7 protein-coding genes are annotated in these 13,368 nt (G+C 65.0%); 3 read left to right on the top strand and 4 right to left on the bottom strand.

What is annotated here, in order from left to right; translation table 11 throughout:
• Genes glgB through glgA form a run of 4 tightly spaced genes read right to left on the bottom strand, consistent with a single transcriptional unit; the run spans position 1 to position 10,396 of the window.
• A complete protein-coding gene (gene glgB / locus HV753_RS03200) occupies positions 1-2,208 on the bottom strand; it encodes a 1,4-alpha-glucan branching protein GlgB (RefSeq protein WP_175172963.1) in 2,208 nt (735 codons plus the stop codon).
• A complete protein-coding gene (gene treS / locus HV753_RS03195; RefSeq protein WP_175172962.1) occupies positions 2,205-5,579 on the bottom strand; it encodes a maltose alpha-D-glucosyltransferase in 3,375 nt (1,124 codons plus the stop codon). The genes glgB and treS overlap by 4 nt, the downstream gene beginning before the upstream one ends.
• A 21-nt stretch (positions 5,580-5,600) precedes the next feature.
• The gene (locus tag HV753_RS03190) at positions 5,601-8,810 is read right to left on the bottom strand and encodes an alpha-1,4-glucan--maltose-1-phosphate maltosyltransferase (RefSeq protein ID WP_175172961.1); all 3,210 of its coding nucleotides are present in this window, start codon (positions 8,808-8,810) and stop codon (positions 5,601-5,603) included.
• A gap of 23 nt (positions 8,811-8,833) precedes the next feature.
• A complete protein-coding gene (glgA, locus tag HV753_RS03185) occupies positions 8,834-10,396 on the bottom strand; it encodes a glycogen synthase GlgA (protein WP_175172960.1) in 1,563 nt (520 codons plus the stop codon).
• A 256-nt stretch (positions 10,397-10,652) separates the two neighbouring features.
• Between glgA and HV753_RS03180 the strand changes: the two genes are divergently transcribed.
• The 3 genes from HV753_RS03180 (at position 10,653) to HV753_RS03170 (ending at position 13,360) form a co-directional block, all read left to right on the top strand.
• Positions 10,653-12,422: a thiamine pyrophosphate-requiring protein gene (locus HV753_RS03180; protein ID WP_175172959.1), complete on the top strand. Its 1,770-nt coding sequence runs from the start codon at positions 10,653-10,655 to the stop codon at positions 12,420-12,422.
• Positions 12,423-12,555: 133 nt separating this feature from the next.
• Positions 12,556-12,894, top strand: coding sequence for an ElaB/YgaM/YqjD family protein (locus HV753_RS03175; protein WP_175172958.1), 339 nt, complete (start codon positions 12,556-12,558; stop codon positions 12,892-12,894).
• A 67-nt stretch (positions 12,895-12,961) separates the two neighbouring features.
• Positions 12,962-13,360 carry a PRC-barrel domain-containing protein gene (locus HV753_RS03170; protein ID WP_175172957.1) on the top strand — a complete coding sequence of 133 codons (399 nt, stop codon included), beginning with the start codon at positions 12,962-12,964 and terminating at the stop codon, positions 13,358-13,360.
• Positions 13,361-13,368: the final 8 nt, after the last annotated feature.

Genomic DNA, 13,368 nt, shown 5'->3' with positions numbered 1-13,368 from the left:
TCAGCCCTCATGCGTGAAGAACAGGGTGGAAAGCGGTGGCAGCGTCAAGGAAAGCGCCTGCGAATGGCCATGGACGGCTACACCCACGGTATGCGCCGTGCCCAGGTTGCCCTGGCCGGAGCCTCCGTAGCAGCCCGCATCGGTGTTCAGGGTTTCGGACCAGCGGCCCGCAAGCGGCACGCCGATGCGATAAGCGCGCCGGGGCACCGGCGTGAAGTTGCTGACGGCCAGCATCAACGAGGCCGTGCCCGCGCGCAGGAAGGCGACTACGCTGTTGTCGGCGTCGTCGACGACGGCCCACGAGAAACCCGCGGGGTCGGCATCCCTTTCATGCAGCGCTGGCGATTCGCGATACAGCCGGTTCAGATCGGCCACCAGGCGCTGCACGCCCTGATGTGCCGGGTCGTCGAGCAGGTTCCAGTCCAGCGGCGTGTCGTGGTCCCACTCGGAGGGCTGGGCGATCTCGCCTCCCATGAACAGCAGTTTCTTGCCTGGATGGGCCCACATGAAAGCCAGGTACGCACGCAAGTTCGCCAATTTGGACGCACGGTCGCCCGGCATCTTGTTCAACAGCGACCCCTTGCCATGCACCACTTCGTCGTGCGAGAGCGGCAACAAGAAGCGTTCGGAATAGGCATACACCATGGAGAAAGTGATGTCATGGTGGTGGAATTTGCGGTGCACGGGATCTTCGCCCATATAGCGCAGCGTGTCGTGCATCCAGCCCATGTTCCATTTGTAATGAAAGCCCAGGCCGTCCTGTTCGACCGGCGATGTGACGCCCGGCCACGCCGTGGATTCCTCGGCCACGGCAATGACCCCAGGCGCGGTTTCTCGCAGCGTGGAATTCAGTTCCCGCAGGAAAGCCACCGCTTCCAGGTTTTCGCGCCCGCCATGGCGATTCGGTATCCATTCGCCCGGCTTGCGGCTGTAGTCGCGATATAGCATCGACGCCACGGCGTCCACACGCAGGCCGTCGATATGGAACTGGTCCACCCAGTGCATGGCGCTGGCGATCATGAATGCCTTGACCTCGGTGCGGCCCAGGTTGTAGACGAGCGAGTGCCAATCGGGGTGGTAGCCTTCCCGCGGATCGTCGTACTCGTATAGCGCGGTGCCATCGAATCGCGCCAGGCCATGGGGGTCATCTGGAAAATGCGCGGGGACCCAATCAAGGATCACGCCGACGCCCGCGGCGTGGCAATGGTCGACGAAGCGGGCGAAGGCGGCGGGGGGACCAAAGCGAGCGCTGGGCGCGAACAGGCCCAGCGGCTGGTAGCCCCAGGAACCGCCGAACGGATATTCCATGACGGGCATGAGTTCGACATGCGAGAACCCCATGGCGCGCGCGTAGGCGGGCAGCTTGTCGGCCAGTTGGTCCCAGACGCACTGGGCGCCATCGGGCGCGAGCCAGGATCCGGCGTGGACTTCGTATATTGAAATCGGCGCGTCGGGCGCTTGCCGCGCGCTGCGGGATTGTGTCCATTCGTCGTCGGTCCAGGGGTAAGGGGTGGGGTCATCCACGATCGATGCCGTGGCAGGGGGAGTTTCCGCGCGCCGAGCCATGGGGTCTGCCTTCAACACGGTCTGGCCCGTTGCGCCGGTGACCGCGAATTTGTAGCGGGCTCCGGCGGTGACGTCAGGGATGAATATTTCCCACACGCCCGCCGCATGCCGCAGACGCATCCCATGACGCCTGCCGTCCCAGCTATTGAAATCGCCCACGACGGCAACGCGACGGGCGTTGGGCGCCCATACCGCGCAGCGCAAGCCCCGCACGCCATCCACCTCGTCCAGTGTGGCGCCGAGCCAATGCCGCGCCGCCCGCCAGTCGCCAGCGGACAACGCGCGTAGCGCTTCGTCGGGAAGCAGCGGGCTGAACGCATAAGGATCCGCGGTGATCTGTTCCATGCCGGGCCACTGGATTGCCAAGCGGTAGGAGCGTGGCGTGCCGGGGCGCGCGTCAGGCGCCTCGCCCGAATACAGGCCCAGGCCGAGGTCGGGCAACGGCGTGCGCGTGCCGTCACTGCCAACGACCGCCACGGCGCTTGCTCCCGGGACGAGCACACGCACCCAGCCTTCGTGGGGCCCCAGAAGGGAAAACGGGTCGCCATGCAGGCCCGCGGCCAGGTCGGCCAGCGCTGCCGGCTTGATCTGCCCGGCGGTTGAGGCGCGCGTGCGCTCGGAGTTGCCGGTTGCACGGGTCATCGCGATTGCTCCTCGGCGTTTATCGCCGCGTCTTGCAGTAGCGCACGCGCAAGCCCGGCCAACGCGCACAGCGGAATGGATAGCCAGTCGGGACGGTGCGCCGCTTCGTAGCTGACTTCGTAGGCGGCCTTTTCCAGTTGGGCGAGCTTGAGCAACGTGTCTTCGCGGGCGGCCGCCAACGTGAGCGCGGATGAGCTGGCGTCCCGATAGCCCTGTAGAAAGGCGTCGGCCGCGCGTGTGCCGAATCGGACGAGCAAGGCGTCTCGCAATTCCAGCGACACGCCGGGCGCGGGCGCCGTGTCGGCGGGGCTTGCATTGGCGTCCAGGGGCGCACCGCCCAGCGGATCGGAACACGCCACCGACGCCGCGGCGTAGTCGAACGAACGCAACATTCCTGCGACATCCTTGTACGGCGTGTTCAGACGGCGGCGGGCCTCCAGCGGTTGGATAGGCTCACCTTCGAAATCGATCAGATAAGCGTCCGTCTGCGCCACCAACACCTGGCCCAGATGGAAGTCCCCATGCACGCGCATCAACGGCGTGCCGGGCAGCGCCTGCGCCATGGCAGCCACATGCTGCTTCAGTTGCTCTTGGTGTTCGAATAGCCACTGCGCGCAGGCGCGCGAAGGCGCTTCCAGCGTTTCCAGTGCCGCCCGCAGATCCGCGGCCGCCCCGTCAAGCTGGGCAATGACGATGCCAGCATGCGTGGCGGCGTCTTCCTCGGTGGCTGCGCGAGGGGCAAACGCCGGGTCGTCGGAAGGCAGGGCCAGCGCATTGTGCAGTTCCGCAAGCCGCTGGCCGATAGTGGAGGCCATGACCGAGTAGCCCTCCAGGCTGGCTTCGAACTGGTCGGGCGTCTCGCCGCCGAGCAGCGCGGCACCCAGGGTGCGTTTCAAATAATCCAGCGTCCAGGTCCAGGCGTCGCCTTCATTGGCGACGAAGGCGTGCATTACGGCCAGCGTATGGGGGACCCCGTCGGCATCCACACGTAGCACCTCGCCCAGCAAGGCAGGAGTATTGGCGTAGCCCGTGCGCGTCAGGTGGCGCGTGATCTCGACTTCGGGTGAGGCGCCGGCCCGCACTTGGCGAAGCAATTTAAGAATGGCCTGACCGCCCACGATCACCGAGCTGTTGGATTGTTCCCCGCTGATCCATTGCAGCGACGGCTCGCTGCCGAAGTCCAAGGACGCCAGTTCAGGTTCGGGCAGATAGCGGATGATTCCGGGTTTGTCGCCCGGCTTTCCGCTATCCCTGCCATCCAGATCGTCGCCCGCGCGCAAGGCATCGGTCACCCCGTGCACGAAACCAGGTTGCAGGAATGCGTCAGCCAGAATGCCCACTTCCGGGCCGCGGCGTACCCGGGCGATGGGGTATTGCGCCTGAGCGGCCTCGTCCCATATCAGCGTGAAGGGCGCCTGGACGCGCAGCGGGGCTGGCTTTTCACCGCCATCACCGCCGACCTCGACTTCGACCTCGGCCCAATAGTTTTCGCCTCCGGGGCCGCCTAGCGGGGTGGCATACGCAAGCTTGGCGCGGGCAGGCGCGGCCGACCCCGGGAACCACCGCTGACGGGCCAGGTATTCGGGCAGGACTTCGCTTTCAAGCGCGGTGCGCGAGGCATCCGTCAAGGTTGCGCCACCCCGCGCCCTCATGACCAGCGTGATCAGTTCGGGCATCTGGACGGGGCTGCTCGCATGCCATCCGGGCGGCGCGGCGTCGGCGCTCAGGTCCATCCAATAAAAGCCGTACGGCGGCAACGTCAACAAGTAGGGCAGGTCGCCGATGGCGGGAAAAGGGGTTCCGCCCAGCATTTCCACGGGTACGCGCCCGTTGAATTCCTGCAACTGTAGTTCTACCGGTTGCGCCGCGTTGGAAAGGTTGGCCACGCAGAGGATGGTGGTGTCGTTCCATTGGCGCAGGTACGCCAGGATCTTGCGATTTCCCGCCGGGATGAAGCGCAACGTCCCGCGCCCGAACGCGCGCGATTGGCGCCGCTGCGCCAGCATGCGCCGTGTCCAGTTCAGAAGGGAGTGCGGATCGCGCTGCTGCGCTTCGACGTTGACGGCCTCGTAGCCATAGAGCGGCCCCATCAGCACGGGCAGCGGCAGGCGCTCGGGGTCCGCGCGCGAGAATCCTCCGTTGCGGTCGGGCGACCATTGCATCGGCGTGCGGACGCCGTCGCGGTCGCCCAGGTGCACGTTATCGCCCATGCCCAGCTCGTCGCCGTAGTACAGGACCGGCGTGCCGGGCATGGACAGCAGCAGGCTGTTCATGAGTTCCACCCGGCGTCTGTCCCGTTCAAGCAAGGGCGCCAGCCGTCGGCGGATGCCCAGGTTGATGCGCGCCCGGGGATCGGCGGCGTAGACGCTCCACAGGTAATCGCGCTCGCGGCTGGTCACCATTTCCAGCGTCAGTTCATCATGGTTGCGCAGGAAGATGGCCCACTGGCAGGTCGGCGGGATATCCGGCGTCTGGCGGATGATGTCCGTGATCGGGAATCGGTCTTCCTGCGCGATCGCCATGTACATGCGCGGCATCAGCGGGAAGTGGAAGGACATATGGCATTCGTCACCGCTGCCGAAATACTCCTGCGCATCCTCTGGCCATTGATTGGCCTCGGCCAGCAGGAGCCTGTCCGGGTACTCCGCGTCGATCACCGCCCGTATCTGTTTGAGCACCTGATGCGTTTCAGGAAGATTTTCGTTATTGGTGCCTTCCCGCTCGACCAGGTAGGGAACGGCGTCAAGCCGAAGCCCGTCCACGCCCATGTCCAGCCAATAGCGCATGACGGACAGCACTTCCTTGAGCACCTGGGGATTGTCGTAGTTGAGGTCCGGTTGATGCGAGTAGAAGCGATGCCAGAAGTAGGCATTGGCCACGGGGTCCCAGGTCCAGTTCGACTTTTCCGTGTCGCAGAAGATGATGCGGGTGCCGGCATAGGCCTTGTCGTTGTCGGACCACACATAGAAATTGCGCGCCGCCGAACCGGGCCGGGCTGCGCGAGCGCGCTTGAACCAGCGATGTTGGTCGGAGGTGTGGTTCACGACCAACTCCGTGATGACCCGCAGCCCACGGGCATGCGCCTCGCGAATCAATTTGCGCACGTCGGCCACGGTGCCGTAATCCGCGTGCACGCCGCGATAGTCTGCGATGTCGTACCCATCGTCGCGCCGCGGCGACGGGTAGAAGGGCAGCAGCCAGATGGTATTGACGCCCAGGCTGGCGATGTAATCCAGCTTGGAGACAAGGCCGGCCACGTCCCCCACGCCGTCGTCGTTGGAGTCGAAGAACGACTTCACATGCAACTGGTAGATGACGGCGTCCTTGTACCAGAGCTCGTCGTCCTTGGAGGCATGGGTTTCACTGATCATGGTGTCGGGCTCCGGGCGGCATCAACCGCTTAGGGAAAGCCGCCAGATGCGGTAGGGGTTATCGGGAGACAACGTCACGGCCTGCTGCCGGTTGCGCCATTCCTCGCGGCCATCCGTCAACAAGTCTTCTGCTACGAGCTGGCCGGGAAGGTCCGCGCCGAATAGTCCGAAAGGGACATCGACGTGCGTCGAGTGTGGGTGGAACGGGTCAAGGCTGATGGCCGCTAGTACGACGTTGCCCAGTCCGGGCGTGGACTTGACGAAGGCCAGCACGTGGTCGTTGCCGGTGCCCGCCATCGTCAAGCCTCGATGTGTCTGCAAGGCCGGGTTAGCGCGGCGGATCTGGTTCAGGCGGGCGATCTCGGCTCGGATGTTGCCTGGCTGGCGCCAATCGCGCGGCCGCAGTTCGTATTTCTCGGAATCCAGGTATTCCTCTTTCCCCGGCACCGGCGCCGATTCGCACAATTCGAAACCGCTGTACATGCCCCACAGGCCGGAACCCATGGCGGCCAGCGCGGCGCGGATCAGAAAACCAGGGCGTCCGGACGTCTGGAGGAACAACGGGTTGATGTCCGGCGTATTGACGAAGAAGTGCGGGCGGAAGAAGTCGGCGGCGGGCGGCCGGGAAATCTCTTCCAGATAAGCGCCCAGCTCGGCTTTCTCGTTGCGCCAGGTGAAGTAGGTGTAGGACTGCGTGAAGCCGACCTTGGCCAAGCGGTACATCATCTTGGGCCGGGTGAAGGCTTCGGATAGAAATATGACGTCAGGATGGTGCGCGTGCACTTCGGCGATCAGCCACCGCCAGAACGGCAGGGGCTTGGTGTGCGGGTTGTCCACCCGGAAGATGCGCACGCCGTGGTTCACCCAGAACAGCACCACATCGCGCAGCGCGCGCCAAAGCGGCAGCTTGCGCGGCCGGCCCGCGGATGCCCCATAGAACGATACGTTGACGATGTCTTCGTATTTCTTGGGCGGATTCTCCGCATGGCGCAGGGATCCATCGGGCCGCCAGGAAAACCAGTCCGGGTGCGTCTTCAGCCAGGGGTGGTCCGGTGAGCACTGGATGGCGAAATCCAGCGCGATTTCCATGCCATGGTCGCTGGCGGCCGTGACCAGACGCAAGAAATCGGGCAGCGACCCCAGCTTGGGCTCGATCGCATCGTGTCCCCCGTCGGAAGCACCGATGGCATAGGGGCTACCGACATCATCGGGGCTAGCCACCAAGCTATTGTTACGTCCTTTCCGGTTGCGCTGTCCGATGGGATGGATGGGAGGCAGGTAGAGCACGTCAAAGCCCATCTCCTGAATGTCGGGCAAGCGCGCGATGACGTCGTCGAACGTGCCGTGCCGCCCGGCTTCCCGCGCCTGGGAACGGGGGAACAGTTCGTACCAGGCACCGCAGGCTCCTTGTGGGCGATCGACCCATAACGGGTAGGCCAGGCTGGCAGTTTCGAACGGCCGGCTGTCCAGTTCGTGCATGGCCCGCGCCAGATCCGTGCCCAACAGCAGCTGAAGGTGCGCATCCGACGGCTCGCCGCCGTCCGCAAGGCCGGCCAGAGCGTTCAACGCCTGCTCGACCGTGGCGCAAGCATGGCTGCCGGTGGGCGTTCGTGTCCCGCGCAGGGGGAGGGCACCGGCCGCGCGCAGCAGCGCCAGTCCTTCCTGGGTCTCAAGCCGGACTCCCAGGCCAGCGCGATGCTTGACTTCGAGGTCGTGCCGGAAGGTCTGCCAAGCGTCGATCCATGCGGCCACGGTAAATTCGTGCGGGCCGATGCGGTCAGGGCGGAAACTGGCCGACCAACGGTCGTTGGGACCCGGCTCAAGGACGACATGCCGCCAATCGCTCTCATCTGTCGGACGCCAACGCAGTTCGCCCGCTATCCGGTCGTGGCCATCCATCAGCAGGTCGGCCTGGACGAGGACACGTTCGTGGGTCGTGCACTTGACGGGGTGTCGGCCGCCGTCGACCGCTGGTGCAACGCATTCGATGGCAATGCGCGGGCCTGCGCCGCCCTGGACGCCCGGGCTTGATTCTCGTCGCGGGCTTCGCACCGGCGCCGTTGGCGTGAGCGCCAGGAGGGCCAGGCCCGCCGGTGGTACTTCGTCTATTGACCCACGATCTTCGTCGCCGTCCTCGGCCAGCTGTATTTGCCCCGGCGCAAGGCCGGAGGTGGCCATGTCCCAATCGATCGCGGCGTTGTCCATATCAGTGGGGTTCAGCGCCAGGATCGCAGCCTTGTTGTCGGCCGCATCGCGCACCAACAAGGTGGCCCGTCCATCCCTGCCTCCCATGATGCGAGGCAGTCCGGCAAGCGCATTGCGGTCCATCCAGAGGTTGATGCCGCGCGCCTCGGCAAGATCGCCGACGTCTCCGCCCGCCGTCATCCAACCGTCGCCGCAAAGCGCCGCTGCCCATGCGCGGCGACGGTCTGGCGGGTAAGCAGGGAGGTTGCCGTCCAAACCCCTGACAGCGCAGAGCACCGGCCCAAGCATGCGCAGGCGAGCGATCTCATCGCCTAGCCAGGCAGATTTGTAATCCCACCAGGGCAGGGAGGAAAAGACGCCGTCGAACGCCGCGTCGCGCAAGGCGTCCAATTGCTCCGAACCGAGGCCTGGCGTCCATGCCAGAGAGCATATGTTCTGATGGCCGTGGCGCAGGCGCGCATTCAACTGGCTCCAGGCGTCGCCCGGAAGACTCTGCGGCGCATCGAACAGAAAACCGGCCACGCCGCAGTTTGCCCATCCGGCAAGACGGTCAGCCCAGGCGTCGATAAACCCTGGCGGAATCTCCGTGCCCAATGTCATCACATGCCAGTCGCTCACCGGGAGGCGGGGGTCCCGTTCAGGGTGCTCGGAGCGGGAGCGGTACCAGCCTGGCGGCGCCGTTGTTTCGGCGGCTCGCGCAGCGACGCGATCCAGCGTGATCCGTACCATCAGCGCCAGTCCGTGCGTGGACGCCGCGCGGGCGGCTCGGGCAAGGCGGCCCACAATGGGTTCGGTCTGCGTACCCGCGGCGCTCAGGTCCGCATCAAGGGGCGCCAGCGAAGGACTGTCCGCGGGTCGGAGCCAAGGCGCCGGCACCAGCAGCACATTGAACCCGGCATCCCGGATATGGGCGAGCCACGCATCCGCGGCCGCGGCGTCGGCCGATCCGGGTGCGCCTTCGCGCAAGCCTGCCGGTGCGTGAAAGATGCGCAACGGGGCCGACGGGGACGGGGATGGGGTCGTCATGTCCGGCGCCATGGGTGTAGGCCTTAGACCGGCATCGGCAGGGAGCCGCTACGGCGGCGGGTTGATCGACGGGCATCGCGCAGGCCCTCGGGTTCCACGGGCAAGGTTGCGTTGGCACCGGTGCGCTCAGCCAGGGACTCAAGCAAGTCCTGGTACGGCGCGACCGCACGCCGCCAACTGAAATCACTGGTCATGGCATTGCGCTGCATGGCCCGCCAAATCGTCGGGTGCTGGCGCAGGTGCAGCGCCCGTGACAGCGCGCCGCTCATTGCTTCAACGCCGTCGCCGTCGAACAGCAGGCCGTTGGCGAAAGCCATGGCGGTGAGCGGGGCGCCTATGCCCGGATCTTCGATGGTATCGGCCATGCCGCCCACACGGGAACCGATGGGCACGGTCCCATAGCGCATCGCATACAGAGGCGTCAAACCGAACGGCTCGAAACGGCTGCCATGAAGCAGGATGTCGCCGCCGGCGTGAAGTCGGTGAGCGGTTGCCTCGTCATAGCCGATGCGGGTGGCACAGCGTTGCGGATAGCGCTTGGACAGACTTTCCAGCGCGCGTTCCAGGCGGCGGTCGCCCTGGCCCAGAATGGCGACTTGAAGCTCGGGATGCGCTTCCAGTGCGCCGGGCAGCGCAGCGGCGGCAACATCGGCCATTTTCTGCTCCGTCAGGCGGCTGCCCAACACGACCAGCGTCGCCATGGGCTCCTGGCGCAGGCCGAATTCGCGTTGAAGCGCTGTCTTGCAGAGGCGCTTGTTGGCCAAGTCGCCCGAGTGGTAGCGCAGGGGGCCCAACTGGGCATCCCGGGAGGGGTCCCATAGCTGCATGTCGATGCCATTGGGGATGGCGACGAGATCGGCGGCACGTTCGCGCAGCACGTCTTCCAAGCCGCAACCAAATGCTGGCGTCAGGATTTCACGCGAGTATGAATAGCTGACCGTCGTCACGCGGTCGGCATGGCGAATGCCTGCCTTCATGAAGTTCAACCGGCCCCAAGCGACGGCCGAGTGCTCGCCGCAGCACGCCGGCGGGATGCCAAGCGCCGCCGCTTCGTGCAGGGGAAATTGCCCCTGGAATGCCAGATTGTGGATCGTCAGGACGCTTTTCACGTCATCAATGCCGGCCTGGCGCAACAGCATGGGCGCTAGCGCGGCATGCCAATCATGGGCATGCAGGATGTCGGGACGCGCCACGCCGGGCAGTCCACGGGCAATGCGTACCGCCGCATGGGACAACGCCGCATAGCGTAGACCGTTGTCGGCGTGTTCCTGGCCGTCTTCGTCAACATAAAGGCCGGCGCGGTCGTACAGGAAGTCGTTTTCCAGCAGGAGGAACGGCAACTCCGATTTTGGGCATGTGCCGGCCAGCAGGCGCGCGTCACCGCCCGGCAGGTCTTCCAGCCGCGCCACCTCGCGCACGCCATGCAAGCGGCCCGCCACGCCGCGATAGGCCGGCAAGAGGATCGTGGCCTGCACGCCGCGCTCGGCCAGCGCGCGCGCCATGCCGGTCACTGCATCGCCCAGCCCGCCTGTCTTTGCCAAAGGGAACGCTTCGGCTGCCACTATCAGTAATGTCGTCGTCGACATGCTACCTCCCGGGGAAAGGATCGGAAGGCGCGGAAAAAGACTCGCTTCCGTAAGGTGGTCTTATGCGCAAGGCGCGTGCCTGACGGCCGGCCACGCGAGCATCCCCAACGAAAAAAATGGGGGCGCGTCTTTGTTGCAGGTGTTTGTAATTTTGGGCACGGATTGATGTGGAACCCCGCACGGCCTGGCCGCGTCGCCCTGGGCATGGCGGTTGCGGCGGATTGCGATCCAGCCGATGACATCCCAGGAGGCGCACTTGAAAACCGTATCTGATTTCGTTCTTGGCCGATTGGACCAGTGGGGCGTGCAACGTGTATTCGGGTATCCCGGCGACGGGATCAATGGCCTGATCGGCGCTTTTGGCCGGAACAAGGCATTGGAATTCGTGCAGGCGCGCCATGAGGAGGCTGCGGCGTTCATGGCCTGCGCCCATGCGAAGTTCACGGGCCAGGTCGGCGTGTGCCTGGCGACATCGGGCCCCGGCGCGATTCACCTGCTCAACGGTCTGTACGACGCCAAATTGGATCATCAGCCCGTGGTGGCCATCGTGGGCCAGCAGGCCCGCAGCGCACTGGGTGGGGATTACCAGCAGGAAGTGGATCTGGTCAGTCTGTTCAAGGACGTGGCGCACGATTTCGTGCATATGGTGACGTCGCCTTTGCAGGCACGCCACATGGTGGACCGGGCCATGCGTATCGCCATGGAACGCCGCAGCGTCACGTGCCTGATCTTCCCGAACGACGTCCAGGACCTGGAGGCCGTGGAGGCTCCTCCGCGTGAACATGGGACCGTCCATACCGGTATAGGGCTGACGTCCCACGCCGCCGTTCCCGCGGATGCCGCGCTGGACAATGCGGCCGATATCCTTAACCGCGGCGAGCGCGTGGCCATGCTTGTGGGAGCCGGCGCGCTCGCCGCGGGCAATGAAGTGCGGGCCACGGCCGAACGGCTGGGAGCCGGCGTGGCCAAGGCGCTGCTGGGCAAGGCCGTCCTGCCTGACGAGCTGCCCTACGTGACCGGCGCCATCGGCTTGCTGGGCACGCAGCCCAGCTGGGAAATGATGAACGAGTGCGACACGCTGCTCATGGTCGGAACGTCATTTCCCTATGCGGAATTTCTGCCCAAGGAGGGGCAGGCAAGGGCGGTGCAAATCGATCTGGACGGGCGCAATTTGAACCTGCGCTACCCCGTCGAGGTGGGCTTGGTGGGCGACGCCAGACTGACGCTGGAGGCACTGCTGCCGCGCTTGCACCCCAAGACGTCAAACCGGTGGAGAGAGCGCCTGGAAAGGCAGGTGGCGCGTTGGCGGGACACCATTGCCGCCCGCGCCATGGTCGAGGCCGACCCTGTGAATCCACAACGCCCGTTCGTGGAATTGTCCCGCCGATTGCCGCCGGGCAGCATCGTCACTTGTGACTCCGGCACGGCAGCAAACTGGTATGCGCGCGATATTGACTTGCGCGACGGAATGATGGGTTCGGTGTCGGGCGGGCTGGCCAGCATGGGTTGCAGCGTGCCGTACGCCGTGGCGGCCAAGCTGGCGTATCCAGAACGGCCGGTTATTGCCCTGGCGGGCGATGGCGCGATGCAGATGATCGGGATCAACGAGCTCATCACCATTGCGCATCGATGGAAGGATTGGGCCAATCCCACGCTTGTGGTGATGGTGCTGAACAATGGCGACCTCAATCTGGTGACCTGGGAGCAACGTGTCATGGGCGCGGATCCCAGGTTCGGAGATTCGCAGTGGTTGCCGCCATTCTCCTACGCCGATTACGGCCGGATGCTGGGATTGGAAGGCATCCGCGTCACCGCGCCAGATGAGGTGGGCCCAGCGTGGGACAGGGCCTTGGGCGCCGAGCGTCCTGTGGTCTTGGAAATGGTGACCGACCCCGAGATGCCTCCGATGCCGCCCCACATTTCCCTGAAGCAGTTTGGCGCCTACATGACGGCGTTGCGCGGCGAGGGGTTGGCCACCGGCGGCGCGGCGCTGCGCGCCACCATCAAGCAGTGGTGGGCCAGTTGAGCGTCTGCCCGCCGCGGCCAACGCGGATTGGACCGGCAACGTCGCAGGGCATCCGGCGGCACGCGACTTGCTAAGGAACAAGTCCAGATGCGCCCGGCGCATGCGGAGGATGTCAATTGTTCAAGGAGGCGTCATGAGTACACACCGAAGACTGCGGGACCTATTCCGGTCAGAGGAAGAAACGCGCGGCACGATGCGCGACCTTATCTCGGGTACTGAAGGATTGCTGCGCAGTACGGCCAGCTACAGCGGGTCGGAGATCGAGGCGGCGCGCGACCGGCTCAAGCAGCAATTGGACGTTGCGCGCGAGCAGGCCCGAAGCTGGCGTCGCCAAGCCGCCGGGCGGGCTCGCCAAGTATCGGCGGCGACCGATGGCTACGTGCATGAGAACGCCTGGAAGAGCATCGCCGGCGCGGCCGTTGTTGGCATTCTGGCTGGTGTATGCCTGATGTCGGACCACTGGCGGCGCTAAGGCGGGCGCATCGCGAATCAAGTTGTTTTTTTAACGTCGGGCACCGACCCGGCATGGGAGATAGACAATGGAAAACCAAACCAATATTGTTGGAAGCGGCAAGGACAAGGCTGCCGGCCCCGGCCCGCAGATCATGGCGGCAGACACGCTGGAGGGTAATGATGTCTATAACGCGGGCGGCGAGGAACTGGGTTCCATCAAGGACATCATGATCGATGTGCCTCGCGGCCGTGTCGCTTATGCCGTTTTGTCTCGCGGAGGCATTCTAGGCATGGGCGATAAGCTGTTCGCGATACCGTGGGCAGCCTTGACATTGGATACCGACCGCAAATGTTTCGTCCTCAATGTCGACAAAGAAGTGCTGAAGAACGCTCCCGGCTTTGACAAGGACGATTGGCCGAGCGTGGCAGACGAAACCTGGACTCGTGATCTGTATAAGTACTACAACCAGGATCCGTATTGGTAAGCTGCGCC

Origin of the sequence: Achromobacter pestifer (assembly GCF_902859625.1) — a bacterium.
Lineage (GTDB): Bacteria > Pseudomonadota > Gammaproteobacteria > Burkholderiales > Burkholderiaceae_B > Achromobacter > Achromobacter pestifer.
The sequence above is the reverse complement of the archived record's forward strand: the minus strand, read 5'-3'. Positions and strand labels throughout refer to the sequence as shown.

Bases quoted from the DNA above. Each gene is read 5' to 3' on its own strand.
- HV753_RS03190 (WP_175172961.1), bottom strand. From the start codon at position 8,810: ATGACGACCCCATCCCCGTCCCCGTCGGCCCCGTTGCGCATCTTTCAC.
- HV753_RS03175 (WP_175172958.1), top strand. From the start codon at position 12,556: ATGAGTACACACCGAAGACTGCGGGACCTATTCCGGTCAGAGGAAGAA.
- glgB (WP_175172963.1), bottom strand. From the start codon at position 2,208: ATGACCCGTGCAACCGGCAACTCCGAGCGCACGCGCGCCTCAACCGCC.
- treS (WP_175172962.1), bottom strand. From the start codon at position 5,579: ATGATCAGTGAAACCCATGCCTCCAAGGACGACGAGCTCTGGTACAAG.
- HV753_RS03170 (WP_175172957.1), top strand. From the start codon at position 12,962: ATGGAAAACCAAACCAATATTGTTGGAAGCGGCAAGGACAAGGCTGCC.
- glgA (WP_175172960.1), bottom strand. From the start codon at position 10,396: ATGTCGACGACGACATTACTGATAGTGGCAGCCGAAGCGTTCCCTTTG.